Below are 24,791 nucleotides of genomic sequence, written 5' to 3'. Positions count from 1 at the left end.
TCCACCGTCGGCCGGAAGCACCGCAGAAGACGTTCACCACTGGGGCGGAGGGCCGCGCCGGCGACGAGCCGGCGCGGCCCTCCGCCCCGTCCATGCTCCGCATCCCGGGCACAGGGCCCGCGTGAGCGGGTCAGGACACGGTGAGCTCCAGGATGCGGTCGTCGCCGGCGCGGGGGGTCGCACGGCCGTCGGTGTTGCTGGTGGTCAGCAGCAGATGGCCGTCCCCGACGGCCAGGACGCTGCGCAGCCGGCCGTAGGTGCCGACCAGGAAGTCCTGAGGGGCGCCCGCGGCACGGGCACCGTCGAGCGGGATGCGCCACAGGCGCCGGCCCTTCAGCGCGGCCATCCAGATCGAGCCGTCCGCGTAGGCGATGCCGCTGGGGGAGTCCTCCTCGGTGCCCCACTCAACGACCGGGTCGGTGTACTTCCCGCCGCCGTTCTTCCCCTGGGCGGCGGGCCAGCCGTAGTTGCGGCCGGGCTGGATCAGGTTGAGTTCGTCGGCCTTCTTGTCGCCGAACTCCGAGGCCCACAGGCGACCTTGGGGGTCCCAGGCCAGGCCCTGCACATTGCGGTGGCCGTAGGTGTAGACGACCGACCCAGGGAAGGGGTTGCCGGGGGCGGGGGCACCGTCCGGGGTCATCCGCAGGATCTTGCCGCCCAGGGACGCCCGGTCCTGGGCCAGGGCCGGATTGCCTGCCTCACCGGTGCCCGCGTAGAGCATCCCGTCGGGGCCGAAGGCGATTCGGCCGCCGTTGTGGTGCAGTCCGCGCGGGATGCCCGCCAGCACCACGTGCGGGGTGCCGAGCTGCTTCCCGGCCGGGGCGCCCTCGTTGTATCCGAGGTAGGCGATGCGGTTGTCCGAGGCGGTGGAGTAGTAGGCGTACACCCGGTGGTCGGTGGCGTAGCCGGGGGAGCTGGCCAGGCCGAGCAGTCCGCTCTCACCGCCCTGCGAGGCCTGGGAGACCACCCCCGGCACCGTGCCGACGACCGTCGGGGGACGGCCGTCCGGGTGGATCCGCTGGATCCGGTGCGTGTCCCGGGAGGACACCAGGATGTCGCCGCCGGGCAGCCGGGCCATCCCCCACGGCACATTGACGCTCGTGGCGAGGGTGCCGGTCACCCGCACGGTGCCGTCGGCCGGCGCGAGGCCCGGCCCGTCGGCCGACCCGGATGTCCGCGGGCCCGTGGAGCCGGTGGCGGACACGGGAGCGGAGGACGGCATGCCGCTGCCTTCCGAGGTGCAGCCGGCGGCGGCCAGCAGGCGGCACAGGCCGTGACCACCAGCACCCGGGACTCGCGGGAGACCATCGGCTCCTCCGTTCCTCGCAGGCCGGCCCGTCCGCGGGACCGGCTCCTTCCACGAGCGCGTCCCCGATCGGCGGCGCATCGAACCCTCCCCGGACCACCGGCGTCCGACCGCTCGCGCGACACGCCCGACGGGAGCGGCCGAGGGGACGCTCACCCGGCGCCTCCGTTCCCAAGGAGTTCCGGCTGCGGCCCGGCCTGCGACACGGACGCCGTCGGTACTCCTCGCCCGGGCTGCTCCTCCCGGCGGTTCACGACCTTCTATGGACAGGGCGATCAGTTCCCGGGTCCTGCGGTGTCCGTACGACGATGGACGGGCCGCAGCTGCGGCAGGGGAAAGGTGGATGTGGTGACGGCTGATCTGATCTCCAGGGCGCGGGCCGGCGACGGGGAGGCGTTCCGGGCGCTGACCGAGCCGCACCGGCGCGAGCTGCAGGTGCACTGCTACCGCATGCTGGGCTCGGTCCAGGACGCGGAGGACGCCCTGCAGGACACCCTGGTGGCCGCATGGCAGGGCCTCGGCGGCTTCGGTGAACGCGCATCGGTGCGCACCTGGCTGTACCGGATCGCGACCAACAAGTGCCTCAACGCACTGCGTACGGTCCGCCGGCGTCCGGCGAAGGCGTGGGACATCCCCGGAGTCGAGCCGCCCGAGCCGACCCGCACCGGCGAGGCCGTATGGCTGGGGCCGTTCCCGGATGCGCTCATGGACGGCGCGTTCGACGTGCCCGTCGGCCCCGAGGCCCGCTATGAGCAGACCGAGTCCATCTCGTTGGCGTTCGTCGCCGCGCTGCAGGTGCTGCCGCCCCGTCAGCTCGCGGTCCTGATCCTCCGCGATGTCCTCGGGTTCAGTGCGAACGAGGTGGCCGACATGCTGGACACGACGCTGCCGTCGGTCAACAGCGCACTTGCGCGGGCGCGGTCGGGTCTGGACCGACGGCGAGCCCAGCTGCGGCAGGAGTCCTCGCCTGCCGCGGGGTCGCCGCAGGAGGACGCCGTCGTGGCCAGGTTCGTCCGGGCCTATGAGCGGGCCGACCTCGACGCTCTGGTGGAGTTGTTCACCGACGACATGTTCCTGTCGATGCCGCCGATGCCGCTCGAGTACGAGGGCCGGGAGGTCGTGGTCCAGTTCTTCGGGCTCCTGCTCGACGCAGGCCGCCAGTACAGCCTCGTCCCCACGCGGGCCAACGGTCAGCCTGCGTTCGGCGCCTACGTCCGCCGACCCGATGGAACCCGGCATGCGACCGGGCTGTTCGCCCTCACGCTGGCGGGCGACCGCATCTGCGCGATGACCCGCTTCGAGACCGGTGTGTTCGCCTGGATGGGACTGCCCCTGTCACTCCCCGGAGAGTAGGCACCGGCAGTCCGCTGACCGGCCGCTCGGTTCATGGCGCCGAGTGGTTGCGTCGGCCCGCCCGTCACTGCGAAGCGGCTGAGGCCGCCGCGGTCCGTGCCGCGCGGGACTCCGGGCTCGCACCGCCGGGCCGCTCCCGTTGCGGACGCTCGCCGGCCACGTCCTCTGTGCAGCCGGTGCCGATGCGTTCCCGTCCAGCCGCGTGCCGGACGGCCGTGGCCCTCCTCGGCGCGCCGCTGCGGCTCCCCGGGACCGGTTCGCCGCCGGCCCCCGCTGAGCTCTCACCTCACTCCCTGGACCGGCCAGGGCCGAAGCGCTTATTTCCGGGTCGGACCGGTGTCTGCACAGGGGACCGACACATCCGAGCAAGGAGAACGGCAATGGGCAAGATCGTGATCACCACGAACCTCTCGCTCGACGGAGTCGTCCAGGACCCGGACGGCAAGGAGGGCTTCAGGCTCGGCGGCTGGTTCGAGCAGTTCGGGGGCAAGGACCTCGAGCCGTGGGCCAGGCACGAGACCGACGAGACGCTGGCAGCGGACGCCTTGCTCCTGGGCCGGCGGAGCGAGGAGTGGTTCGCCTCGCGATGGGCTGCCCGGATCGGGGAGTGGGCGGACAAGTTGAACAGCATGCCCAAGTACGTCGTGTCCTCGACCTTCGACCACCCCCGCTGGGGCAATGCGACGGTGCTGAAGGGCGACGTGGTCACCGAGGTCGCGAAGCTGAAGCAGGACGTCGCCGGGGAGATCCTCGTCTATGCCAGCTACCAGCTCGGACAGACACTGATCGAGCACGACCTGGCCGATGAGCTGCGCCTGGTCGTCTTCCCGGTCGTGCTTGGCGCCGGGGAGCGCCTCTTCGGCGGGACCACTGACAAGAAGGGCCTGCGCCTCCTCGGCAGCCGGACCCTCGGTGACGGCCTGGCCCTCCTCACCTACGAGATCGTCCGGTAGCCGCGGGGGACGCCTGCCCGTACGCGCCCGCTTCAGGAAGGGGGCGCCGCAGGTTCCCGGACCCCTGCCCGTGCCTCCGTGCCGCCGGCTCCGCCGAACCCCTGTGGTGACCGCCCACGGGTGGGTGACGTTCGGCGGCGCGCTGCACGGGGGTGCTGCCTCGTCCTGAGCGGGACGCGGCACGATGCGGCCCGGCGGCGAGTCCCACGGGACGGGACCCGCGCACTCGCCGGGCCGCACACCGGCGAAGGCCGACGACTTTCGGCCTGCATCGGCGCCGGGCACCGCATCGGCGCCGTGTCCGCAGAGCGCAGCCTGCCGTGCTGTCCAGGTCCTGGATCCGCCGGAACGGACGGAGAGACGCAGGTCACACCCTCCCTCGTGTCACATCCCGCAGAGCCCCCTTGTCCATGCTGCGCAGAGTTCAGCACGCAAGGAGGCGTAATGAAGAACATCCTGGTGATCGGCGGAGGATTCGCCGGAGTATGGAGCGCGGCGGGAGCCGTGCGAGCCAGCCGTGATGCGGGTGAGGAGGTACGGGTCACTCTGGTCAGCGGCGGTGACGACCTGGTCGTCCGCCCGCGCCTCTACGAAGAGGACCCGGAGAGCATGCGCGTGCCGCTGGACCGTGTCCTCGGCCCCATCGGGGTACGCCGGGTCGCGGCGACGGTGACCGGCATCGACACCGGTGCCCGTACCGTGCGGGCCGTCGAGCGGACCAGCGAGGAAGTGGCCCTGTCGTACGACAAGCTGGTGCTGGCCACCGGCAGTCAGCTGGTGCGCCCCGACTTCCCCGGCGCACGGCATGTCTTCGACATCGACACCCTGCCCACCGCGGCCGCCTTCGACCACCACCTGCGGCGGCTGCCCCAGCAGGCACCGTCCGCGGGCCGGTACACGGCTGTCGTGGTGGGTGCGGGCTTCACCGGCGTGGAGATCGCCACCGCCCTGGGTGAGCGACTGCGCGCGATCGCCGACACTCACAACACAGGCGAGCAGGTGCGGGTCGTCCTGGTCGACCGCGCCGACGTCCTCGGACCGGAGCTCGGCCCCGGACCCCGCCCGCAGATCGAGGGCGCAGTCGACGAACTGAAGATCGAGCGGCGGCTGGGACGCACCGTGACGTCGGCCACCCCCGCGGATGTCACCCTCTCGGACGGTGAGGTGATCCCCGCGGCCACCGTCGTGTGGACGGCCGGCATGTCCGCCAGTCCGCTGACGGCGCAGATCCCGGGCGAACGCGACCGGCTGGGACGGCTGAGTGTGGACGCCTGTCTGCGGGTGACGGGAGTACCTGACGTCTATGCCGCCGGGGACACCGCTGTCGCCCTCGCAGAGGACGGGTACTACACGACCCAGAGCTGTCAGCACGCCCTGCCGATGGGGAAGTTCGCCGGACACAACGTGGTTGCCGACCTGCTGGGAACCGAACCCCGGTCCTTCACCCCGGATCCCTACAGCACCTGCCTGGACCTGGGTCCGGTCGGGGCCGTGGTCACACAGGGCTGGGAGCGCACGGTGCTGATGACCGGCGACGACGCCAAGGCCCTCAAGCAGGACATCAATACGCTCTGGATCTACCCCCCGGTCGACGACCCCGAGGAGATCCTCGCTCAGGCGGGCCGGTTCTCCAACGTCTGACGGCGCCGACGGCCGCACAGCGCGTCCGCCGACTCCCACGGAATCGGCGGAGGCAAGCGGAGGCAAGCGGGGGCAAGCGGTGTGCATCGCGGACAGGCGCCGCGTTCGCACGGCAACTGCGATGCACACCGCGGCCGCAATGCCGGCTCGGACACCGACCTGGAGGAGCACGTTTCTCGCAGCCGTCGGGGAGGTATATGCACGCGTCCGCAGTCAGCATCGGATCGCGCCGTCCGTCGTGGTCGGTGGTGCGGAAGGATCCGGTCGGCACACCGCCGTCGGACCCGCCGAAGGCGGGACCCGAGGCCCTTGCGGTGGGCCGGCGGCGGAAGACCGAATCGTCGAGTAGCAAGGATGACGAACAATGCCGCCGATGAACGATCCGGCGAAAGGCGTCGAGGACCTTGAGGAAGCAGAGTCGGTCTTCCACAGTGTCCGCGGCCGTCTGTTCGGGATCGCGTACCGAATGCTGGGCAGTGTCGCCGAGGCGGAGGACATCCTTCAGGAGGTCTGGATCCGCTGGCAGACGTACGACCGGTCCACGGTGCAGAACGCACAGGCGTTCCTTGCGACGACCACGACAAGGATCGCGATCAACGTTCTGAAATCCGCGAGGGTCCGCCGTGAGGCCTACGTCGGACCATGGCTGCCGGAGCCCGTCGACACCAGCAACGACCCTGCACTGGGTGCCGAGCGCGGGGAGGCCCTGGAGATGGCGGTGCTGATGCTGCTGGAGAAGCTCACCCCGACGGAACGGGCGGCCTATGTCCTCCGGGAGGCGTTCGACTACTCCTACGACCAGATCGCAGAGGTCATGGGGCAGACGAATGCGAACGTACGCCAACTGGCGAGCCGGGCGCGGAAGCACCTGGCCGCGCAGAAGCGTGCCAGTGTCGCCTCCGCCGAGCACCAGCGGTTCCTGACGGCCTTCATGGCTGCCGCGAAGACAGGCGATGTGGCCGTCCTGGAGAAACTGTTCGCCGAGGACGTCGTCTCGTACGCCGACGGCGGAGGGGCCGTTCGGGCGTCGAAGTTCCCCGTCGTGGGCCGTGAGCGGGTGGCGAAGTACATGCACGCGTTCGCCCCGCGCTTCTGGTCCGGGGTCACGATGGAACCGGTCGAGACCAACGGCCGCCCCGGCCTGCGTCTCTACCGTGACGGGGGCCTGTTCGCCGTTGTCACGGTCAGCGTCAGTGAAGGCGGTATCGACCGGGTGCTGTGGGTCATGAATCCGTCGAAGCTCGCTGCCATGGCGGCCTGAGCATTCCGTCCCGGCGCACTGAGGCAGGGCAGGGACGACCCGCAGGTCCGGGGCAGCAGCCCCGGCCCGCCCGGGTGCGGACCACGCCGCCTCGACATTCGGCGCAAGCCCGGCCCCCGGTCGTCAGACGACCCGGCAGAAAGGACTCACCCTCATGGAGGAGAGGCAGGACGAGGAGAGACTGTCCCTTGCCGAGGGCCTCGGTCGGCGCCAACGCCTGCTGGACATCGCGTTCTGGATGCTCGGCGCCACCGACGACGCCGAGGACGTCGTCCGGGAGACCTACATCCGCTGGTATCGGCTCACCGAGGCTGAGCGGACAGCCGTCGAGGCGCCGCAGGTGTGGCTCACACGGGTGGCCGCACAGCTCTGCCTCGACCTCCTCGGCACCGCCCGGCGCGGGCAGCAGCCGCGTACGGAGGAGTGGCTCTCTGCGCCGGTGCGGGACCTGGAGGCCAGGGCTGCTGCGATTCCGGTCGGTCCGCCGGAGCGCATCACGTTCGACGGGTCCGCGAGCAGACCGCCGGTGGTGATGCTGGAAACCCTGACGCCCGCTGAGCGGGTCGCGTTCGTCCTGCACGATATTTTTGCGCTGCCGTTGGAGGAGATCGGAGTGATTACCGGCCGTACCCCGCAGATATGCCGGGAACTCGCCTGCTCCGCCCGTCGTCGGATCCGCGTCCACCGTCGGCGGACGACCGCATCCGACGACATTCACAACCGTATTGCCGCTGCATTCCAGGCGGCCTGCGGCACTGACGACCTCACTGCTCTTGTCCCGCTGCTCGCTCCGGACGTCGCCGTGCTCAGCGACGGCGGCGGTACATTCGGCGCCCCGCAGAATCCCGTCCGCGGTGCGGACCGATCCGCCCGTTTCATACTCGACACGCTGTCCCGGTACCCCGAACGTCAATCCGCGCTGAGATCCGTGAACGGCAAGGCCGGCCTGGTCCTGTGTGACGACGGAATCGTGTTCGGCATTGTCAGCTTCGACGTACGGGACGAGAGGATCACCGACGTGTGGCTGGTGGTCAATCCCGACAAGCTCCGCAGCTGGAACCGCAGCTGACCGCTGCGCTCCCGCATGCGGTTACCGGACCGTGGCCCGACCATGGAGGTCAGGTCGGTCCTTCCCCCAGGTGGACGCGCCCCGAGCCGGGGATCCTCACCTGCACGGGCCCGCCATCGGCCCGGGCACATATCGTCCGGCGGCCGTCCGACCGCCGGATTGCGTTCCGGACACCGGAGTCAGTTCAGTGGCATCGGTACCGGACACCTGCAGGACATTCACCACCGAAAGGAAATACCATGAAGTTCGCAGTCTTCGGGGGCACCGGCCTGATCGGCTCCCAGGTCGTCGAGCAACTCAACGCAGCCGGTCACGAGGCCGTGTCGCACTCCAAGTCCACCGGGGCCGACCTGGTCGAGGGGACCGGGGTCGAGGAAGCGATGGCCGATGCGGACGTCGTCATCAACCTCACGAATTCCCCCACCTTCGACGATGCGTCGCTCGCGTTCTTCCGCGCATCCATGGACAACCTGCTGGCCGCCGCCCAGAAGGCCGGAGTGCGCCACATCGTCATCCTCTCCATCGTCGGGGTCGACCAGGTCCCCCAGCTCGACTACTACCGCGCCAAAACGCTCCAGGAGAACATTCTGGAGAGCGGGCCGGTCCCGTACTCCATCGTCCGCGCCACGCAGTTCATGGAGTTCATGGAAGCGACCATGTCCTGGACCACTGAGGGCGACGCCGTCCACCTCCCCAGCACACCGATCCAGCCGATCGCGGCCAAGGACGTCGCCGCTGCCGTCGTGGACGTAGCCGTCGGTGCCCCTCTCCAGGGAATCCGCAACGTCGCCGGCCCGGATGTCTACCCTCTCGACGAACTCGGCAGGATCACCCTGCAGGCACGCCCCGATGGGCGCACTGTCGTCAACGACGAGGAGGCCGGACTGTTCGCCGTCGTCCAGGGTGACGTCCTGACGGCCGGGGACGACGCGCACATCGCCCCCACCCATTACACCGACTGGCTTGGCTAGATGCGCCAAGGGCTTGCGGAGGAGCGACGCGTTGCTCCTCCGCAAGCCCTCCGCCCCGGGCGCCGGATCCGGAGCGTCGTAGGGTGAATTGCTCAACCCCGGTCCCCGGGCTCCGTGGCGCAGGCGGTGGCAGCTGCGGGGCGACCGGCCGGCGACGGTGTTCCGGTGCCCGGGTCATCGGTGCTCGGGTCATCGGTGCTCGGGCAGGCGGATGGGTGGGGCCGCGTGTTGCGGTCCCCCGCAGGGCACGAACGCGACCGTCGCCCATACGGCGCAGCCGCCGTCAGCCGCGAGCCAGCCCCACTCCCGAGCGCTGCTCGCGGCCAGCGCGAGGCCGCGCCCGTGCTCGCGTGTCGCTCCGTTCCGGTGCACCCGCGGAACCGACAGTGACCCTCCTTGGTCGCGGACTTCGACGAACAGCAGGTCTCCGGAAGTCCACAGTCGGCAGGTGATCCAGATGCTGGCCGAATGGCGAATCGCGTTGGCCAGAAACTCGGACACGATGAGCATCAGAGAATGCTGCGTCTCCCCGTCGCAGACCTGCCGGGCGTCGAGCCATGCCCGGACCAGACCCCGGCAGACCGGAACCGTCTTCTCCAGTGACGGCAGTCGGAAGGCCACCCGATCGGCCGCCTCCCACCAGCGAGGCGGCGGCGCCGCGTCGGCGTCGGGCCATCTCTGGACCTGGCGGGCGGTGAGTGTGAGCTGCGTCCAACCTGTTGTGACCGGCATGGTGGCCACCTCGTTTCCTGGATGCGTCCGCGGGCCGAGAGCCGTGAGCGGCTGCTACCGCGCGGTGCCGCAGCCGATGACTGGCCTGATCGGTGGTCTTCCGTCGCATCGAGGCGGGACCAGGGATCATCCGCGATGAGGGTTGAATCGAGTCTCCGAAGCTACGACCGGACCCCGGCCGGATGTGTGACGACTCCAGCCGGCGCAAGCGCATCTCTGTTGCGCGGGACGGCCGAGGCGTCCCTGCACGGCGAGGGCGCCGGGGCTCGGTGACTGCGGGGAGGGCCCGTTCTCGCCGGGCTGCGCCTGGCGGTGCTGCGCCGCCCCGGCGGAACTGTCCAGGACATCGGGCCATGCGACTCCGCCGGCCGGGGTGCGGGTGGGCTTGCGCAGTGATCGGCTGAAGGGTGTCCGGACCACTACGGCTGACAGGCCCGTGCTGCTGTGCCCCGTCTCCATCGGATGAGCGCAGGGTCGGCCGCATCCGGGAACGGCCGGTGGTGGTTGCCGGTGTGCGCCGAGAGGGCTGCCCCCCGGCAGCGCCGACTGCTGGACGGGCAGGGCCGGAGTCGCCCCGCGTCCGGTCGTCGGGCGTCCGGCCGGAGCCTCAGCCGGAGGTCCAGCGCCTGATCTCCTGGGCCACCTGGCGGACGTCCAGAGCGTCGCGGGCGATGCGGCCTGCGAGGTCCGCGGCCTGCTTGGGGTGCACGGTGACGATGACGCCGGAGACCGTCAGGTAGGCGGCGGCTGCGACGGCGCCGAACAGCTCGTTGGCGTACTCCAGCGCGGGGACCCGGATGAGCTGGTGCATGAGGGCGGCCGCCCGGTGGTGGGGGTCGGTGTAGACCAGGACGTCCATCACTGCGTCCGCGTGCCGTGCCACAGCCGCTTGCAGCGAGCCGAAGTCGCGGACGTCGGGGTCGCCGGGGATGTGCTGATGGGCGAGGTCGAGCAGCCAGGCGCGGTCGATCCGGACGATCACGCGGCGGCCTCGTCCTGCCTGGCCTTGGCCGGGTAGGGGCCGAAGGCCTCGGCGAAGGCGGGGGCCCAGGCATCGGTGAAGTGCGCGCCGGCAGCCAGGAAGCGATGGCGGAGGTCGTTGGACTCGTCGGCGACGACCTGGCGGGCGTACTCGGGGACGGTCATCCCGGCGGCTTCGGCGCGGGCTTCGATCCCGGCGAAGGTGTCGTCGTCGACACGGATGTTGATCTGCTTCATGCGGGGAGCGTAGCGCTCTGTTCACCTCGCTACAATGCGTTCCGGCAGTTCTGCAGGCCATCCGACGGACCGCGCGGTGCGCGAGCAGCGCTTACAGCGTCGCGGCTCATGGAGCGCGCCCCCTGCCGCACCACCCGGAGGGGAGACCACCGCAACCAGGCGACGCCCAGCAGCCCGCCTGCGACTGCTCCGACGAGGTCGTACCGCCGGGCGTCGCCCGCGCCACGCGGGCGGACCGGCTTGCGTCGCGGTGTCGCAGGTCAGGCCTGCGCGCAGACGCTCGCTCCAGGCGGTCGCACCATGAAGACGTCGATCGGGTCCTGGTCCTCCACGACGAAACCGTGGCGCTCGTAGAGTCGGCGGGCCGCACTGCCCTGCAGCACGTTCAACCCCACGGCCAGGCCCTGCGCGTCCGACCGCTCCAGCACCGTGCGCAGCACGGCGGACCCGAGCCCTCGGCCCTGATGGTGCGGAGCCAGGTAGAAGTGCTCCAGCCACTGCCGGCCTTCGGCGGGCCGGACCGTGACGCATCCTGCGAGTTCGCGGCCGATCTCGATGATCGAGGTGTACTGCGTCGAGAAGGAATCCCGCAGCCGCTGCCGCACCCGGTGCCCGTCGTACCGCCCGAGGCGTTCCAGATCCGCCCGCATGACCGTGGCCCGCAACTCCACGATCACCTCGACGTCCTCGGCGACCGCCCTACGCAGCCTCCACCCCTCGATGTGCGCCGACGCGGTCTGTGCAGGCTCTGCTCTGCCCGGTCGCGCACCACTCCCCATCACCCTGGCATTCACGGCCGGAGTATCTCAGCCGGCCTGCCCTGAACAGCCAGGTGGGTATCTCGACTTGAGCTGCGCGATCCCCCCGGCCCTCGGTCGTGGACCGCCTCTCTCGCCGCCGTCCCCGCCCCATGGGGTCACCCAGCCGGATATCGGGGGTCGCCCGGCAGACCCTGTGTGGGGTCTGCGTGCGGCTGCCACCGGCGAAGCGCGAGCCGACCCTCACCAGGGGCGGCAGCCGCACGGCGAAGAGACGCCGTGATCACCGGGATCACCTGGTACGACAGTCGGCGCGGCCGATCGCCGACGGCCTCCCCGGGCGAGGGGGAAGGGCGCACCCCTCGTCCGGCGCCGCCGGTGCCCGAGTGCCGTGGACAGGTGTTCGCAGCGCTGCATACGATCGTCCATATGCTGCCGCAGCCCGACGCCGGCGACACCCGCTCGATGCGCGCACGCATGCTGGTGGGGGACCTCTATGTGGCCGACCAGGCCGCGGCGGGATCCGCCCGCCGTCCGCGCCGCTACGACCCCGACCGCAGGGGGCGGATCGTCGCCGCCGCGCTCGAGGTGATCGCCGACCAGGGCGTCGCGGGCGCCTCGCACCGCGCCATCGCCCGTACGGCCGATGTGCCGCTCGGCTCCACCACCTACCACTTCGCCACACTCGACGAACTGCTCGCCGCGGCGTTCACCGCCCATGCGGAGGCGACCGCGGCCGCGCTGGAACGGAGGATGCACGCCGCCGACGACCCGGAGGCTGCGCTGGAAGCGCTCGCCGGCCATCTCACCCAGGACCTGCTCGCCTCCGGGCGCACCCTGGTCCTGGCCGTCGAGCTCTACCTGGCGGCCGCCCGCCGGCCCTCGCTGCGGGCGGTGACGCAGGCGTGGATGCTGCGCAGCAGATGTGCCCTCGAGGTCCACTTCGACCCCGTCACCGCACGCGAGCTCGACGCCCTCATCGAGGGCCTCGTACTGCATCAGGCCCTGTCCACCCACCCCATGACGGGCGATCAGTTACGACACGCCCTGCACCGTATCACCAGCTGACGCCGTTCCGCGGCCGGGCTTGTCCCACCTCGCCCAAGGCCCGCAGCGACGTCGACAACCCCCTTCAGGGAGCTTCCACACATGCCGTCCGCGCCTGCAACCCCGCTCGCAGCCCCATCACCGGATGATGTCCGAGGCGGTGTCCGGGGCACCTACATTGCTTTCATCGGTTGCGGGTTCGCCTTCGCCAGCTGGGCCTCGCGCATCCCGCAGGTCCGCGACCATCTGCACCTGTCCCCGGCACAGCTCGGCCTGGTACTGCTCTCCATCGCCGCGGGTTCGCTCGTCGCCCTCCCTCTCGCCGGACCGGTCGTCCACCGTCTCGGCTCCAGGCGCACCGTCGCGGGGATGGCGGTACTCCTCACCGCCGGGCTGACGACCGTAGCCTTCGGATATCTCGGCGGTCTGCTCCCCCTCGTGATCGGGCTGTTCTTCCTGGGCTTCGCCTGCGGTGCCTGGGATGTGGCGATGAACGTCCAGGGAGCGTTGGTGGAGCGCCATCTCGGCCGCTCGATCATGTCCCGGTTCCACGCCGGATACAGCCTCGGCACCGTCGCCGGAGCCCTCATCGGCGCGGTGATGGTCGCGCTGCATGTGCCGGTCACGGTGCATCTGCTCCTCGTCGCGGCCGCCATCGGCCTCGTCGTCCCCTGGGGGACCCGTACCTTCGTGCATGACGGCGCCGGGGTCGAGGAGCACCCGGAGGAGGGCGGCCGGCGCAGCGCGCTCGCCGCCTGGCGAGAGCCCCGCACGCTATTGATCGGCGTCTTCGTCCTCGCTTTCGCGTTCGCCGAGGGCACCGGCAACGACTGGGTCGGCGTCGCCACCATCGACGGCTACGGCGTACCGGCCGCGGTCGGCACCCTCGACTTCGCCGTGTTCCTCTCCGCGATGACACTCGGACGGTGGTTCGGGCCCGCGCTGCTCGACCGGTACGGCCGGGTGCCCGTCGTCCGCGCCCTGGCCGTGCTGGGGATCGCCGGCACGCTGCTGTTCGTCTTCGCACCCATGACGCCGCTCGCGTTCGCCGGCACCGTCCTGTGGGGCGTCGGCGTGTCCCTTGGATTCCCCGTCGGCATGAGCGCCGGCGCCGACGAGCCCCGGTACGCCGCAGGGCGGGTCAGCGTGATCGCTTCCATCGGCTACTGCGCCTTCCTCGCCGGCCCGCCCTCGGTCGGCTTCCTCGCCGACCATGTCACGGTGCTGCGGGCCCTCACCGCGGTGGCGGTACTCCTCGGCATCGCCGCGCTCATCGCCGCAGTCGTCGCGCCGCCGAACGAGAGCGCTCCGGCAGCAACGGCGGGCCGGCCCGCAACCGCCGGCGAGCGGGCCGAATCACGGGACACCCGGCGGGGGGCGTGACAGGTCGGAACCGACTGCGGTGCCTGCGCCGACGACGGCGTGTCGGCGTAGGCACGGCCGCTCCTCAGCTGCGGAGCGACGACGGGAATGCAGCTTGCACCGTGGTCACGCCGACCCCTTCAAGGTGTCGGCCCGCTGGTGGAGCTCGGCGGTGACGTCGTCCCGGTCCGGACCGTGCAGCAGGAGACCGGTTGCCGCCTCCCGCATGTGGTGATCCCCGGATGGCCGTCCTTCCCCGTCAGGGGCTTTTGGTCCTGTTCCCGGGCCGGGGTCCCGCACATGGGTCGCGATCACGCTCGGAGCGCGATCAGACCTGCGGGTGTGGGCTTGAACCCGCAGGCGTCGACGTAGAACGTCCGCAGGTCGTCCTCGAAGTCCACGTGCAGCCATTCGCACTGCGCCGCGCGGGCTCCCCTGGCGGCTTCCGCGATGAGCCCGGCTCCGATCCCGGAGTGGCGAAGCCCGGTGCTGACCACGGTGTCCAGGATGAAGGCGTGGACACCGCCGTCCCATGCGACGTTGACGAAGCCGACGAGTTCACTGTCGCGCCAGGCGCAGACCCAGCCGAGGCTGTGGCGGTGGACCTGCGCTCGCCAGCCGATGTCCAGGCTCCGGTGGCCGAATCCCTCGGCGTGCAGCGCGTTGACGGCCATGTCCTCGAAGTCGCCCCGCCACTCGTAAGTGATCGTCATGCCGTGAGCGTAGACCGGCCAACCGGTCACCTCAGGGCTTGTCGGGAACGGGAGTGGTGACCGTACGGGCGTCATCGAAGCCGCGGAAACTTAAGCGAATGCTTGACCATCTTCTGTTGGGTCCATACAGTTAAGTTTGTGCTTAACCATGAGGTCGACTTCGACCGGGTCTTCCAGGCCCTGGCCGACCCGACCCGACGAGACATCGTCGAACGACTGACCAGGCAGCCCGCATCGGTGAGTGAACTGGCCCGGCCCCTGCCGATGTCCCTGCCTGCCGTGGTCCAGCACCTCCAGGTGCTGGAGGCGGCCGGGTTGGTCAGGTCGGAGAAGACCGGAAGGGTACGGACCTGCCGGATCGAACCGGATGTGCTGCGTGCGGCCGAGGCGTGGCTCGCCGCGCGGCGGACGGCCTGGGAGAGCCGGCTGGACAGGCTCGGCGACTATCTGGCCGAGGGCACGGACGGCGACGCGGCCAAGGAATCCGAGGAATCCAGGGAATCCCATGACTAGGGAGCAACCATGACCGACCGTTCCACCACTCACGCCACCTTCACTCTCGAGCGGGTCTATGACGCCCCGGTCGAGCGGGTCTTCGCCGCCTGGGGGGATCCGGTGGCCAAGTCCCGCTGGTTCGCCGGGGTCAAGGACGCCTCGTCGCAGAGCCCGGCAATGGAACTCGACTTCCAGGTGGGAGGGACCGAGCGCACGGTCGGCACGCCCCAGGAAGGCGGCCCCGTCTATACCTACGAGGGCTGGTTCCACGACATCCTGCCCCATGAGCGCATCGTCCTCACCAACCGCATCCAGCGGGACAGCGAGCTCATCTCGGTCAACCTGGTCAGCATCCAGTTCACCGCCGAAGGGGCCGGCACTCGGCTCACCGTCATCGACCACGGCGCCTATCTCGACGGCCATGACCGGGCCGAGTGGCGCGAGACAGGCACCCGCGACCAGCTCGACCGACTGGAGGGGGAGCTGGTCGCGCGGCCGTCCGCCGGTGCTGAGTGAGTACTCCAGCCGTAGACCGTGATGTGCATGGTCCTGGGGCTGTATGCCGCTGATGGAAACTCAGGTGGCCTCGGCGCGCCGTCCGGGCAGAGTCGCGCCGCGCCCGAGTTGAAGCAGGACACCGCCCTGCACATGCTCGGCGCCCTGCAGGACCTGCTGCTGGAGGGCTGATCCTGCATGGCGGACGCCGCCGTTCGCGTGACGCGACCTGTCACGGGCTTGCAGGAGGGGCGGATGGCCCGACTGCGCGACATCGTCGTCGACTGCGTCCACCCGGCTGCCACGGCCCGCTTCTGGGCTGCCGCCCTGGAGGGCTATGCGGTCGCCCCCTACGACGACGCGGAACTCGCGCGCCTGCGCGCGCGAGATCATGAGAATCGAGGACGATCCGACAGTCCTGGTCGAGTCGGCCGATGCGGGACCGCGTTTGTGGTTCCAGCTGGTTCCGGAGGCCAGGAGAGTGAAGAACCGCGTGCACCCGGACCTGGTCGCGATCGACGTGGAGGCGGAGATCCAGCATCTGACTGATCTTGGTGCGACGGTTCAGAAACGGCACCGGACCACATCGTCCTGGCCGATCCGGAAGGCAATGAGTTCTGCCTGTTCCCGGCGGACTGACGGATTCCGGCCGCTCACGTCGGCCGCCGCCGCACGGGGTGGCCATGTGCGGCCCCCGGCCGTGGTCGCGTGCCCGGACCGGCGAGACGCCTGCGGTGGTGCCCCGCACTCGAGAACGAGGTGCCCATCCAGGTTTCCGGGCACGCTGTGGCAGCGATCGGCTTCTCATCTTTCCCGAAGACCGTGGCAAGTGCACGGTCGACTTCTTCCTGCGTGTCCGCCTCGAAGTACGCTCGCCAGCCGTCCCAATTCGGGATCCTGCCATCCATGCCCCAGCCGAGATCAGGGATCACGTATACATGCACCCATGGTCCCCGGGCGGGCAGCAGACCTTCTCCGCTGACAGAGCGCACTGCAGCCGTCACCTTCTCCAGAACCAGCTTGGTCTCCTCCGGCGTCGGCAGAAGCTTCTGGGGAGCGATCACATCGATCTGCCACTGCGCAGACGGATCGCCAAGACTGTGCGGGTTGTACCAGTTGTCGGGATCGAATTCAAAGTACTGAACCCACGAAGTCTGCTGATGGCGTGCCGTGTTTCGGAGTCTCTCGACCTCCGCCACGGCGGCGATCAATTTATCTCCGAGTTCACGCTTTTGTTCTGAATTCAGCTTGTCTTTCATTACGTGAACGCGCACGAAAACCATACCAGCCTCCTATTCTCTCTTCACCCTCCTGGAATTCTGCGATCGCTCCCGGCCTCGGCAACTCGCGAGACGGCGGCAGGGATCGGCTGTCGTCCTGGGCGCACATCAATTCTCACAGGAGGTGTTTCGGATGCTCAGTTCTCCGGAAGCAATGGTGCGTTGATCCACACGGCCCGAATCCCTCGCTTCGAGGCCATCCGGATTCCGCTGACGGGCCGGCAGGGCGAGTCGCGGGGGTCGTGCCGCCACAGTCTCCGTCGCGGGCACCCTTCAAACCCGGATCCACCCGTTGATGTGCGGCGGTGATGTCGCCGGGAACGAGGATGTCTCCTGCGACCCGCGATAATGGGACCCGCTTCCAGCACGCACGACCATGAGGGCACTTCCGGAATCCCCCACGCCGCGGCAAGGGTGTCCGCACGGATCGATGATCCGCATCTGATCGCGCACGGCAGGTCGGCTCCGCTGGTGCGCCCGGCTGAGCGATGCGGGCTTCCTGGCCTGGTCGCCGGGCGTCCGTTCACCCGGGTGACCGGTTGAGGCGACCCCGGGCACTGCGGCGCCGGGCAGCGTGTTAGAACTGGGGATACGACCGGGTGCGGTGGAGCAGGCGGCCGGATCGATCAGGAATCGAGAAGCGCGGGTCGCGTGGCACACCTAGCATGATCGTCATGGACATCACTATTCACACCAGCTTCCTCCCGCACGACGACCCGGACGCGTCCCTGGCCTTCTACCGCGACGTCCTCGGCTTCGAGGTCCGCAGCGACGTCGGGCAGGGCAAGATGCGCTGGATCACGGTCGGCCCCGCCGGTCAGCCCAGCACGTCCATCCTCCTGGCGCCCCCGGCCGTCGACCCCGGGATCACCGAGGACGAGCGCCGCACCATCCTCGAGATGATGGCCAAGGGCACCTACGGCTGGATCCTGCTGGCCACCCGCGACCTCGACGGTGTCTTCGCCAAGGTGCAGTCCGGCGACGCCGAGGTCGTCCAGGAGCCGACCGAGCAGCCGTACGGCATCCGTGACTGCGCCTTCCGCGACCCCGCCGGCAACCTGGTCCGTATCCAGGAGCTCCGCTGAACCGTCCCCGCTCATCGATCCGGTCCTGACGGCTGCCTGCGTCGCGACCGGCTGCGAACACGGCGGCCGGCGCCGCCGGGCCGCTCTCCTCGACCACCCCTCGGCGGCCGCACCCCCGCGGCGATGACCGCGATGCCGGCTGCCGAGGCCGAGCCACGTACGCCCGCCGCCCACGGGGGCGGTGTCCCCGCCCAGCCGGCCACCGGCCGCCGTCCCGTCGCCGGCAGATAGCTGCTCGCCCGTTGACCGGCTTGTCGACTCCGGCAAGCGGTCGTCGCCATGGAGCACCCTGCCGCGTGCCGCGGCGTGCGACCCGGGTGCTCGCGGACATCGATGAAGAGGAGTTGTCCCATGTGTCACCCCTCGTGGGGGCGCGCCCGCGCCGAGGCGCAGCACCTGAGCGACCTCGCGCGACTGCGCCGCGTACGCGACCGGATCGACCGGGAGTACGCGCAGCCGCTGAACGTCGAGGCGCTCGCCCGCGGCGCGAACATGTCCGCCGGGCACCTCAGCCGCCAGTTCCGGCTGGCCTACGGTGAGTCGCCGTACGCATATCTGATGACACGTCGCATCGAGCGCGCGGCGGCACTGCTGCGGTGTGGCGACCTCAGCGTCACCGAGGTCTGCTTCGCGGTCGGCTGCTCGTCGCTGGGCACCTTCAGCACCCGCTTCACCGAGCTGATCGGCATGCCGCCCAGCGCCTACCGGCGCCGCGCGGCGGGCGCCGCGGAGGGGATGCCGCCGTGTGTGGCGAAGCAGGTGACCAGACCGGTCAGGAATCAAGAAGCACCGGCCCCCGAGCCGCAACTAGCGTGATGGTCATGGCATCCACCGCATCCACCGCGTCCGCATCCATCGCATCCGTCACCCTCGACGTGGCCGACCCCACGGCCGCCGAACGCTTCTACACCGCCGCCTTCGGTCTGGACACGCAGATCCGCCTGCGGGCCTCGGAGGCACCCACAACCGGCTTCCGCGGGTTCACGCTGTCGCTCACGGTGTCCCAGCCGGCCACCGTCAACAGCCTGATCGACACCGCCATCGAGGCCGGCGCCACGCCGCTGAAGCCTGCCGCGAAGTCTCTCTGGGGCTACGGCGGTGTCGTACAGGCCCCGGACGGGACCATCTGGAAGGTCGCGACCTCGGCGAAGAAGGACACCGGCCCTGCCACCCGGCGGTTCGACGAGATCGTGCTCCTGCTGGGAGTCGCGGATGTGGCAGCGAGCAAGCGGTTCTACGTCGACCGGGGACTCGCCGTGGCGAAGAGCTTCGGCCGTGTGTACGTCGAGTTCGCCGCCGGGCCGGGCCCCGTCAAACTGGCGCTGTACCGGCGTCGTGCCCTTGCCAAGGACGCCGGCGTCTCTCCCGACGGCACCGGGTCGCACCGGCTGGCGATCGGCGGCGATGCCGGGGCCTTCACCGACCCGGACGGGTTCGCCTGGGAGGCCGTGGCCCCGGCACTCACCCACTGATGGGGCACTTCCTGCGGAGCGGGGAACCGCCGGTCGGCTCCGGCGCCGAAAGGCAGACCGGTTGTCAGTGCCGGGTGGGAGACTGCCCGGCATGACCGAACCGAACCGGAAGTCGGACCTCCACCGCTATCTGCAGGACGCCCGCGAAGCCCTGCTGTGGAAGCTGGAGGGGCTCTCCGAGTACGACATCCGCCGCCCTCTCACGCAGACCGGCACCAATCTGCTGGGGCTGGTCAAACACGTCGCCGGGGTGGAGCTGGGGTACTTCGGCGACACGTTCGGACGGCCGTATTTCGACAAGGAGCCTCCGCCCTGGTGGTACTCGGAGGACACCGAACCCAACGCGGACATGTGGGCCACCGCGGAGGAGTCGCGCGACCAGATCGTGGAGCTGTACCGCCAGGCGTGGGCACACTCCGACGCAACGATCGAGACGCTGTCGCTGGACGCGGTCGGCCATGTCCCCTGGTGGCCCGAGGCACAGAGTGAAGTGACGCTGCATCACATCGTCGTGCGCGTGATCGCCGACACCCAACGGCATGCCGGCCACGCCGATATCCTGCGCGAGCTCATCGACGGTTCTGCCGGGTGGTTGAGGGGCAAGGAGAACATACCGCCGGGTGACGAGACCTGGTGGGAGGACTACCGGCGCCGGCTGGAGAGGGTGGCGCAGGAGGCCGATGGCGTCCGCGAGGGCGAACTCCGGCGAACCGACCGATGACCGAGGGAGCCCGCGCCCTTGAGCTGGGGCTCTCCACAAAGGGACTGGAGGAAGCATGACGGGCGCGCCACCGCGTGAACGTGAGGAGAGGCTGCGGGACACCCGCGCGAGACTGGAGGGAGACGTCGATCTCTGGGTCGCGACGTCGGGCGTCACGAGCGGCGTCCACCTCATCCCGCTCTCCTACCTCTGGGACGGGACCGCGTTCCTGATCTCGACCTTGCGCGACTCCGTCACCAGCCGCAACCTGCTGGCGGACGACCGGGTGCGGCTCAGCCTCGGGCCGACCCGCGACGTCGTCATGGTCGACGGCACCGCCGAACCGGTGGACATTGCCGACCTCGGCGCCGGGGCGGGCGACGCGTTCGCGACGAAGACCGGCTTCGACCCGCGCAAACTCGACGAGCTCTACCAGTATTTCCTCATCCGGCCGCGACGCATCCAGGCCTGGCGTGAGGCGAACGAGGTGAAGGGACGGCACCTCATGCGTGACGGCCGCTGGCTGGAGTGACCGTCACACCGGACCACGCGACGGCCGCGAGCCGATGGGGAGGCGCCCGCCCTCCCGTCGGCCGGTCCGCAAGGAGGCCGCACGGCTGGCTATGGTGGCGCCCATGACGAGCGGGGATGCACACCTGCGCGAGCGGGCGAGGCAGGCAGGGTCCTTCGGCGGCGCGGCTGACGCATATGAGCGGGGGCGTCCGCTCTACCCCGGGGAAGCGGTCACCTGGCTGCTGGCCGACGCGGGCCCGCGAGTGCTGGACCTCGGGGCAGGCACCGGAAAGCTGACGCGTCTGCTGACGGCGAGAGGTCTGCAGGTCACCGCGGTGGAGCCGTCACCCGGCATGCGTGAGCAGCTGGCCGCGGCCGTCCCGCAGGCCCGGGTCCTTGCGGGAGCAGCAGAATCCATTCCCATGCCGGAGGACAGCGTGGACGCCGTCCTGGTGGCCCAGGCATGGCACTGGGTGGACACCCGGCAGGCGGTCCCCGAGGTCGCACGTGTCCTCGCGCCTGGCGGGACGCTCGGACTGCTGTGGAGCGTACGGGACGAGCGGGACGCCTGGGCGGCGGAGCTCGGCCGGCTTCTGCATCCGGACGGAGCGCCCCCCACCGAGGGCGTCGGCGCTGCCGCCGTCACCGAGCGGCCCGAACTCTTCGGAGAGCTCGAGACGTACGCCGTGGAGTGGCGCCACGAGATCGGCGTGGGAGACCTCATCGACCTTGTGGCCTCACGCAGTTATGTCATCACGATGCCCGACACCCAGCGGTCGGACCTGCTCGCCGAGGTCCGGGCGCTGGCCGCGCGCCATCCCGCAATGCCGGCCCGGGACCGGATCGAGATGCCGTACATCACGCAGTGCTATCGGGCTCGTCGCCGACCTTGAGGCGTCCGCGCTCCCGGCAGCGACGAGGGGGTGGGGTCCGGACCTCAGGACCCCGCCCCCTCGCCGCTGCCGCCTCCGGACACCTCGCGGCCAGGTGGACCGCGCCGTCAGGCGGATCCGCTCAGCCCAACTCCAGCTCCCCGACCTTCTGATCCCCGCTCATCTCCCCGGTCGGCCGGAACCCGAGCCCCAGGTAAAAGCCCTCGGGGCCGCCCTCGCCCGGGTGCCAGGTGGTGGTCATACGGGTGCCGCCGCGGCGGCGGATCTCAGCGGCCACGGACTCGACCGCGAAGCGGCCGTAGCCGCGGCCCTGTTCGCCGGCCGCGATGTTGAGCCGCCACAGGCCCGAGCGGATGTCCATGCCCCTGCCGTCGCCCGCGAAGTCGATGTCGAGGAAGGCCATCAGGAATCCGACCGGCCGGTCGCCGTCGAGGATGATGCGGGGCCAAGCCGTGTCGGGCCACACATACGCCTCGGCGAGGGACTTCACCACCGGCGCAACCAGGTGCTCCTGGTCGGGGCGCACCCTCAGGCCGATCGCGGCATCGAAGTTGGCGGCAGTGACCTTTGCCAGTCGGAGGGTAGTCGTCATGCGGGAACAGTAAGCCAGTGGATCAAGTGGTTTTCCCGGCGCCGCCTGCCACCGGCGGGCGGCGACACCGCCGGCCGGACCGGGCAGTGCGAGCCCGTGCCGTTGTCACCGCCGGCCTCAGTCTGACGCCAGGGCCTCGGTGCGGGCGAGGCGGATGGCGCCGAGGATCTCCGCGTCGGAGCCGAGTGTGCCCTGCACCACCGAGAGGGAGGCGGCGACGGCCGGGGCGCAGCAGCGCTCGATCTGTTCGGCCAGGCCGGACAGCACATGCCGGCCCGCGCCGCCCAGTGCGCCGTCGAGGATGAGCAGGTCGGGGTCGAGGAAGGTGCACAGATCGGCGAGCGGGCGGCCGAGGGTGCGTCCGACCTCGCGCAGCACTCGGGCGGGGGCCGGTTCGTCGGCGTCCGCGAGGCGCAGCACCTCCGTGAATGTCAGCGGCCTGTCGTAGGCCTCCTCCATGAGTTCGACCAGGGGGCGGCGGGCCCGGGACGACAGGCAGCCGCGGGCTCCGCAGGCGCAGAGCGGCCCGTCGTCGTCCGCGTGGATGTGGGCGATCTCGCCGGCGAAGCCGGAGGCGCCCCGGTGCAGCGCGCCGTCGAGCACCAGGCCGGCGCCGACGCTCCGTTCGCCGAGTTTCAGGAATATCTGGCAGCTGCGCCCCAGCCCGACACCTGAGTGGGCCTCGCCGAGTGCGCCGAGGTTCGCGTCGTTCTCGATGACGACCGGCACGCCGAGCCGTTGGGCCAGCGCGGCGGCGGGGTCCGGGTGCAGCCAGGGGGCGAACCCGGAGCGGCGCGCGGAGGCGCCCTCGCAGCCGGGGGAGGAGGGCCCGGGCACCGGCAGCCGACCCGGCGGCAGGCCGACGCCGCGCTGGAACGGGGCGGGGACGCCGAGGACGACCCGGTCCAGCGGCCCGAGCCCTGCCTCGTCCAGGAAACGCCAGGCGGGTTCGAGCACGTCAGGACTCGACCCGTCGCCGGTGACCGCCATGTCGCCGCGGGCGAGGACCGTGCCGCCGTACGTCGCGACCGCGGTCCGGAGGCGGCCGTGGGCCCAGACGACCGCACCGACGGTGCGCGACGGCCCGGCCGGGATCAGGAGCATCGCGGGCCGACCGCTCCGGGGTCCGGTGGGGGGCGCGGGCTGCTCGGTCAGGACGCCGGACCGCAGCAGACCGGCGACGGCTGTGGTCACCGTGCCCAGGGGAAGGCCGAGCTCGGTGGCGAGGTCGGCCCGGGTGGTTCCGTCGCTCGTCTCGACCGCGCTGCGCACCCGCTGCGTCGCGTCCATGACCTGCCCCTCTGACTTTCCCTTATTTCGCGATAAATGGCCGAGCCTCAAATCCCTGCTGTGCAGCGGATTCTGCCTGTATATGCTGCGCACCAGGCCGGGCTCGCGGCTCACATTTCCATGATTTCAGGAGAATAGATGTCCGGTCCGGGCACTGCAACCGCCGACAGCTCGCCGGTCCGGCCCCGCGCCGGCTCGCCGTTCGCCGCGCTGTCGGTCCGGTCCTTCCGGTGGTGGTTCCTGAGCCAGATCACCTCGGCCTCCGGCGGGATGACCCAGGCAGTGGCCACCTCCTGGCTGGTACTGCAGCTGACCGGCAGCGCCGTGGCCCTCGGCGTGCTCTCCGCGGTGACCATGCTGCCGAGCCTGCTCCTCGGCGCCTGGTGCGGTGCCGTGGTGGACCGGCTGGACCGGCGCCTGGTGCTGATCGGGACGCAGACTGTGCTGACGGTCCTGGGTCTTGTGCTGTATGTGCTGATCGCCGCGCACGCCGTGGCCTACTGGTCGATCCTGGTGCTCTCCGCGGGCAGCGGACTGGTCAACGCACTCGACGGACCCGCACGGCAGGTCTATGTGCTCGACCTCGTCGGACGGCGACAGCTGGCCGGCGCCGTCAGCCTCTACGAGGTGATCCTCAACACCTCCCGGGTGCTCGGGCCGGCGCTCGGCGGCGCGGTACTCGTGACGCTCGGAGCAGGTGCCTGCGTGCTGGTCAACGCGATCTCCTTCCTCGTGCCGCTCGCCGTGCTGCTCCTCCAGCGTCCTGCGGCGGCGCCCGCCGTCCACGAACGCCGCACTGCACCGGCCGACCGGCGCGGCGCGGCGCGCGCCGGACTGCACTACGCGTGGTCCGTTCCGGCGATCCGCTCCTGCCTGCTGATCGCCGCGGCCTGCGGGATCCTCTTCAACTCCGGCCTGCTGTTCCCGCTGCTGGCGGACCGCGTCTTCCACCTCGGCGGAGGCGGCTATGCTGCGCTGGTGTGCGTCTTCGGCATCGGAGCGCTGCCAGGAGCTCTGATCGCAGCACGCGGCGGCGAGCCGACGGGTCGTCAGGTGGCTCTGCTCGCAGGGGCCACGGGCGTGTGCACGGCCGCCACGGCCTACGCCCCGGACCCCGTTCTGCTCTACCTCGGCATGGCTGCCGTGGGGTTCACCTCCATCTGGATGGTCGCGCGCGCCAACACCTTCGTACAGCTTCAGGCTGCACCGGAACTGCGCGGCCGGGTCATGGGCGCATGGACCATGGCACTGCCGGGGGCAAGTCCGATCACCTCCCTGGCCATCGGGGCCCTTGCGGGCGCCGCCGGCGCCCGCGTCGCGTTCGCCTGCACCGGTCTGCTCCTCCTGGCCGTTGCCGTCGGCTCGCGGCGCGGGCTTGCGGCAACCATGTCGAGCGGCCGCGCGGGCGATGCCCCACAGGGCGAGCCTGCGGACGCCCCGGCACCCAGGTGATCCGGGTCCGTCAGCGCGCCTGGGGACGGTCGGCTGTCGCGGCTCTCCGCGACTTCCCCCTTCGACCGGGGCCGCGGCTCGGGTCATATCAGCCCGTGGCTGGTGGAGCAGGCCAGCTGGACCGGGCTTCATGCTGGTCG

Annotated in this window: 27 protein-coding genes and 2 pseudogenes; 20 read left to right on the top strand and 9 right to left on the bottom strand. The window is 70.7% G+C overall.

Features of this window, described 5'->3' with window-relative positions:
• Positions 1-130: 130 nt before the first annotated feature.
• Positions 131-1,222: a PQQ-dependent sugar dehydrogenase gene (locus AB0761_RS01225; protein ID WP_377266946.1), complete on the bottom strand. Its 1,092-nt coding sequence runs from the start codon at positions 1,220-1,222 to the stop codon at positions 131-133.
• Between the two features lie 432 nt (positions 1,223-1,654).
• Between AB0761_RS01225 and AB0761_RS01220 the strand changes: the two genes are divergently transcribed.
• From AB0761_RS01220 to AB0761_RS01195, 6 genes are all read left to right on the top strand, one after another.
• The gene (locus tag AB0761_RS01220) at positions 1,655-2,659 is read left to right on the top strand and encodes a sigma-70 family RNA polymerase sigma factor (protein ID WP_377266945.1); all 1,005 of its coding nucleotides are present in this window, start codon (positions 1,655-1,657) and stop codon (positions 2,657-2,659) included.
• A gap of 380 nt (positions 2,660-3,039) precedes the next feature.
• The gene (locus tag AB0761_RS01215; RefSeq protein ID WP_377266944.1) at positions 3,040-3,612 is read left to right on the top strand and encodes a dihydrofolate reductase family protein; all 573 of its coding nucleotides are present in this window, start codon (positions 3,040-3,042) and stop codon (positions 3,610-3,612) included.
• 444 nt (positions 3,613-4,056) lie between these two features.
• The gene (locus AB0761_RS01210) at positions 4,057-5,253 is read left to right on the top strand and encodes an NAD(P)/FAD-dependent oxidoreductase (protein WP_377266943.1); all 1,197 of its coding nucleotides are present in this window, start codon (positions 4,057-4,059) and stop codon (positions 5,251-5,253) included.
• Positions 5,254-5,626: 373 nt separating this feature from the next.
• Positions 5,627-6,514 carry an RNA polymerase sigma-70 factor gene (locus AB0761_RS01205; RefSeq protein WP_377266942.1) on the top strand — a complete coding sequence of 296 codons (888 nt, stop codon included), beginning with the start codon at positions 5,627-5,629 and terminating at the stop codon, positions 6,512-6,514.
• Positions 6,515-6,668: 154 nt separating this feature from the next.
• On the top strand, positions 6,669-7,583 hold the full coding sequence (locus AB0761_RS01200) for a sigma factor (RefSeq protein WP_377266941.1): 915 nt from the start codon (positions 6,669-6,671) through the stop codon (positions 7,581-7,583).
• Between the two features lie 239 nt (positions 7,584-7,822).
• Positions 7,823-8,554, top strand: a complete 732-nt coding sequence (locus AB0761_RS01195; RefSeq protein WP_377266940.1) for an SDR family oxidoreductase — start codon at positions 7,823-7,825, stop codon at positions 8,552-8,554.
• Positions 8,555-8,743: 189 nt separating this feature from the next.
• On the opposite strand, the gene AB0761_RS01190 is transcribed toward AB0761_RS01195, so the two are convergent.
• From AB0761_RS01190 to AB0761_RS01175, 4 genes are all read right to left on the bottom strand, one after another.
• Positions 8,744-9,286: an ATP-binding protein gene (locus AB0761_RS01190; RefSeq protein ID WP_377273904.1), complete on the bottom strand. Its 543-nt coding sequence runs from the start codon at positions 9,284-9,286 to the stop codon at positions 8,744-8,746.
• Positions 9,287-9,893: 607 nt separating this feature from the next.
• The gene (locus tag AB0761_RS01185) at positions 9,894-10,268 is read right to left on the bottom strand and encodes a fic family toxin-antitoxin system, toxin component (RefSeq protein WP_377266939.1); all 375 of its coding nucleotides are present in this window, start codon (positions 10,266-10,268) and stop codon (positions 9,894-9,896) included.
• Positions 10,265-10,504 (bottom strand): hypothetical protein, encoded by a 240-nt coding sequence (locus tag AB0761_RS01180; protein WP_377266938.1) that lies wholly within the window; start codon positions 10,502-10,504, stop codon positions 10,265-10,267. The genes AB0761_RS01185 and AB0761_RS01180 overlap by 4 nt, the downstream gene beginning before the upstream one ends.
• A gap of 260 nt (positions 10,505-10,764) precedes the next feature.
• Complete coding sequence (locus AB0761_RS01175; protein WP_377266937.1) at positions 10,765-11,298, bottom strand: GNAT family N-acetyltransferase; 534 nt, start codon at positions 11,296-11,298, stop codon at positions 10,765-10,767.
• Between the two features lie 393 nt (positions 11,299-11,691).
• On the opposite strand from AB0761_RS01175, the gene AB0761_RS01170 reads away from it, so the two are divergent.
• Positions 11,692-12,330, top strand: a complete 639-nt coding sequence (locus tag AB0761_RS01170) for a TetR/AcrR family transcriptional regulator (RefSeq protein ID WP_377266936.1) — start codon at positions 11,692-11,694, stop codon at positions 12,328-12,330.
• An 81-nt stretch (positions 12,331-12,411) separates the two neighbouring features.
• The gene (locus AB0761_RS01165) at positions 12,412-13,692 is read left to right on the top strand and encodes an MFS transporter (RefSeq protein WP_377266935.1); all 1,281 of its coding nucleotides are present in this window, start codon (positions 12,412-12,414) and stop codon (positions 13,690-13,692) included.
• 290 nt (positions 13,693-13,982) lie between these two features.
• On the opposite strand, the gene AB0761_RS01160 is transcribed toward AB0761_RS01165, so the two are convergent.
• Complete coding sequence (locus AB0761_RS01160; RefSeq protein ID WP_377266934.1) at positions 13,983-14,384, bottom strand: GNAT family N-acetyltransferase; 402 nt, start codon at positions 14,382-14,384, stop codon at positions 13,983-13,985.
• Between the two features lie 138 nt (positions 14,385-14,522).
• Between AB0761_RS01160 and AB0761_RS01155 the strand changes: the two genes are divergently transcribed.
• The 5 genes and pseudogenes from AB0761_RS01155 to AB0761_RS01135 all read left to right on the top strand — a co-directional run.
• Entirely contained in the window at positions 14,523-14,897 is a 375-nt protein-coding gene (locus tag AB0761_RS01155) for an ArsR/SmtB family transcription factor (protein WP_377266933.1), read from the top strand.
• Between the two features lie 9 nt (positions 14,898-14,906).
• Positions 14,907-15,395, top strand: coding sequence for an SRPBCC domain-containing protein (locus AB0761_RS01150; protein WP_377266932.1), 489 nt, complete (start codon positions 14,907-14,909; stop codon positions 15,393-15,395).
• 27 nt (positions 15,396-15,422) lie between these two features.
• Positions 15,423-15,566: a hypothetical protein gene (locus tag AB0761_RS01145; RefSeq protein ID WP_377266931.1), complete on the top strand. Its 144-nt coding sequence runs from the start codon at positions 15,423-15,425 to the stop codon at positions 15,564-15,566.
• A 6-nt stretch (positions 15,567-15,572) separates the two neighbouring features.
• Positions 15,573-15,743 (top strand): annotated as a pseudogene (locus AB0761_RS01140) (VOC family protein); the annotation flags it as partial.
• A pseudogene (locus AB0761_RS01135) lies at positions 15,712-15,909 on the top strand (VOC family protein); the annotation flags it as partial. The pseudogenes AB0761_RS01140 and AB0761_RS01135, both read left to right, overlap by 32 nt.
• A 118-nt stretch (positions 15,910-16,027) precedes the next feature.
• Here AB0761_RS01135 and AB0761_RS01130 read toward each other — a convergent pair.
• Positions 16,028-16,657 carry a hypothetical protein gene (locus tag AB0761_RS01130; RefSeq protein WP_377274542.1) on the bottom strand — a complete coding sequence of 210 codons (630 nt, stop codon included), beginning with the start codon at positions 16,655-16,657 and terminating at the stop codon, positions 16,028-16,030.
• Between the two features lie 671 nt (positions 16,658-17,328).
• Between AB0761_RS01130 and AB0761_RS01125 the strand changes: the two genes are divergently transcribed.
• The 6 genes from AB0761_RS01125 (at position 17,329) to AB0761_RS01100 (ending at position 21,317) form a co-directional block, all read left to right on the top strand.
• Positions 17,329-17,739: a VOC family protein gene (locus tag AB0761_RS01125; RefSeq protein WP_377266930.1), complete on the top strand. Its 411-nt coding sequence runs from the start codon at positions 17,329-17,331 to the stop codon at positions 17,737-17,739.
• Positions 17,740-18,090: 351 nt separating this feature from the next.
• On the top strand, positions 18,091-18,555 hold the full coding sequence (locus tag AB0761_RS01120; RefSeq protein ID WP_377266929.1) for a helix-turn-helix transcriptional regulator: 465 nt from the start codon (positions 18,091-18,093) through the stop codon (positions 18,553-18,555).
• Positions 18,555-19,211, top strand: coding sequence for a glyoxalase (locus tag AB0761_RS01115; protein ID WP_377266928.1), 657 nt, complete (start codon positions 18,555-18,557; stop codon positions 19,209-19,211). The genes AB0761_RS01120 and AB0761_RS01115 overlap by 1 nt, the downstream gene beginning before the upstream one ends.
• A gap of 91 nt (positions 19,212-19,302) precedes the next feature.
• Positions 19,303-19,932 carry a DinB family protein gene (locus AB0761_RS01110; RefSeq protein ID WP_377266927.1) on the top strand — a complete coding sequence of 210 codons (630 nt, stop codon included), beginning with the start codon at positions 19,303-19,305 and terminating at the stop codon, positions 19,930-19,932.
• Between the two features lie 55 nt (positions 19,933-19,987).
• The gene (locus tag AB0761_RS01105) at positions 19,988-20,443 is read left to right on the top strand and encodes a pyridoxamine 5'-phosphate oxidase family protein (RefSeq protein WP_377266926.1); all 456 of its coding nucleotides are present in this window, start codon (positions 19,988-19,990) and stop codon (positions 20,441-20,443) included.
• Positions 20,444-20,546: 103 nt separating this feature from the next.
• Positions 20,547-21,317, top strand: a complete 771-nt coding sequence (locus AB0761_RS01100) for a class I SAM-dependent methyltransferase (protein ID WP_377266925.1) — start codon at positions 20,547-20,549, stop codon at positions 21,315-21,317.
• 121 nt (positions 21,318-21,438) lie between these two features.
• Here the strand turns inward: AB0761_RS01100 and AB0761_RS01095 are convergent, their stop codons facing one another.
• Both AB0761_RS01095 and AB0761_RS01090 read right to left on the bottom strand, forming a co-directional pair.
• Positions 21,439-21,909: a GNAT family N-acetyltransferase gene (locus AB0761_RS01095; RefSeq protein WP_377266924.1), complete on the bottom strand. Its 471-nt coding sequence runs from the start codon at positions 21,907-21,909 to the stop codon at positions 21,439-21,441.
• A gap of 117 nt (positions 21,910-22,026) precedes the next feature.
• Positions 22,027-23,199: an ROK family protein gene (locus AB0761_RS01090; RefSeq protein ID WP_377266923.1), complete on the bottom strand. Its 1,173-nt coding sequence runs from the start codon at positions 23,197-23,199 to the stop codon at positions 22,027-22,029.
• 138 nt (positions 23,200-23,337) lie between these two features.
• Between AB0761_RS01090 and AB0761_RS01085 the strand changes: the two genes are divergently transcribed.
• On the top strand, positions 23,338-24,651 hold the full coding sequence (locus AB0761_RS01085) for an MFS transporter (protein WP_377266922.1): 1,314 nt from the start codon (positions 23,338-23,340) through the stop codon (positions 24,649-24,651).
• Positions 24,652-24,791: the final 140 nt, after the last annotated feature.

Origin of the sequence: Peterkaempfera podocarpi, assembly GCF_042466665.1 — a bacterium.
In the GTDB taxonomy this organism is placed as follows: Bacteria; Actinomycetota; Actinomycetes; order Streptomycetales; family Streptomycetaceae; genus Peterkaempfera; species Peterkaempfera podocarpi.
The sequence above is the reverse complement of the archived record's forward strand: the minus strand, read 5'-3'. Positions and strand labels throughout refer to the sequence as shown.

Bases quoted from the DNA above. Each gene is read 5' to 3' on its own strand.
- AB0761_RS01215 (WP_377266944.1), top strand. From the start codon at position 3,040: ATGGGCAAGATCGTGATCACCACGAACCTCTCGCTCGACGGAGTCGTC.
- AB0761_RS01105 (WP_377266926.1), top strand. From the start codon at position 19,988: ATGACGGGCGCGCCACCGCGTGAACGTGAGGAGAGGCTGCGGGACACC.
- AB0761_RS01130 (WP_377274542.1), bottom strand. From the start codon at position 16,657: ATGGTTTTCGTGCGCGTTCACGTAATGAAAGACAAGCTGAATTCAGAA.
- AB0761_RS01200 (WP_377266941.1), top strand. From the start codon at position 6,669: ATGGAGGAGAGGCAGGACGAGGAGAGACTGTCCCTTGCCGAGGGCCTC.
- AB0761_RS01195 (WP_377266940.1), top strand. From the start codon at position 7,823: ATGAAGTTCGCAGTCTTCGGGGGCACCGGCCTGATCGGCTCCCAGGTC.
- AB0761_RS01165 (WP_377266935.1), top strand. From the start codon at position 12,412: ATGCCGTCCGCGCCTGCAACCCCGCTCGCAGCCCCATCACCGGATGAT.
- AB0761_RS01115 (WP_377266928.1), top strand. From the start codon at position 18,555: ATGGTCATGGCATCCACCGCATCCACCGCGTCCGCATCCATCGCATCC.
- AB0761_RS01180 (WP_377266938.1), bottom strand. From the start codon at position 10,504: ATGAAGCAGATCAACATCCGTGTCGACGACGACACCTTCGCCGGGATC.
- AB0761_RS01145 (WP_377266931.1), top strand. From the start codon at position 15,423: ATGGTCCTGGGGCTGTATGCCGCTGATGGAAACTCAGGTGGCCTCGGC.
- AB0761_RS01190 (WP_377273904.1), bottom strand. From the start codon at position 9,286: ATGCCGGTCACAACAGGTTGGACGCAGCTCACACTCACCGCCCGCCAG.
- AB0761_RS01100 (WP_377266925.1), top strand. From the start codon at position 20,547: ATGACGAGCGGGGATGCACACCTGCGCGAGCGGGCGAGGCAGGCAGGG.
- AB0761_RS01095 (WP_377266924.1), bottom strand. From the start codon at position 21,909: ATGACGACTACCCTCCGACTGGCAAAGGTCACTGCCGCCAACTTCGAT.
- AB0761_RS01205 (WP_377266942.1), top strand. From the start codon at position 5,627: ATGAACGATCCGGCGAAAGGCGTCGAGGACCTTGAGGAAGCAGAGTCG.
- AB0761_RS01160 (WP_377266934.1), bottom strand. From the start codon at position 14,384: ATGACGATCACTTACGAGTGGCGGGGCGACTTCGAGGACATGGCCGTC.
- AB0761_RS01110 (WP_377266927.1), top strand. From the start codon at position 19,303: ATGACCGAACCGAACCGGAAGTCGGACCTCCACCGCTATCTGCAGGAC.
- AB0761_RS01150 (WP_377266932.1), top strand. From the start codon at position 14,907: ATGACCGACCGTTCCACCACTCACGCCACCTTCACTCTCGAGCGGGTC.
- AB0761_RS01170 (WP_377266936.1), top strand. From the start codon at position 11,692: ATGCTGCCGCAGCCCGACGCCGGCGACACCCGCTCGATGCGCGCACGC.
- AB0761_RS01125 (WP_377266930.1), top strand. From the start codon at position 17,329: ATGGACATCACTATTCACACCAGCTTCCTCCCGCACGACGACCCGGAC.
- AB0761_RS01225 (WP_377266946.1), bottom strand. From the start codon at position 1,222: ATGCCGTCCTCCGCTCCCGTGTCCGCCACCGGCTCCACGGGCCCGCGG.
- AB0761_RS01210 (WP_377266943.1), top strand. From the start codon at position 4,057: ATGAAGAACATCCTGGTGATCGGCGGAGGATTCGCCGGAGTATGGAGC.
- AB0761_RS01120 (WP_377266929.1), top strand. From the start codon at position 18,091: ATGTGTCACCCCTCGTGGGGGCGCGCCCGCGCCGAGGCGCAGCACCTG.
- AB0761_RS01085 (WP_377266922.1), top strand. From the start codon at position 23,338: ATGTCCGGTCCGGGCACTGCAACCGCCGACAGCTCGCCGGTCCGGCCC.
- AB0761_RS01090 (WP_377266923.1), bottom strand. From the start codon at position 23,199: ATGGACGCGACGCAGCGGGTGCGCAGCGCGGTCGAGACGAGCGACGGA.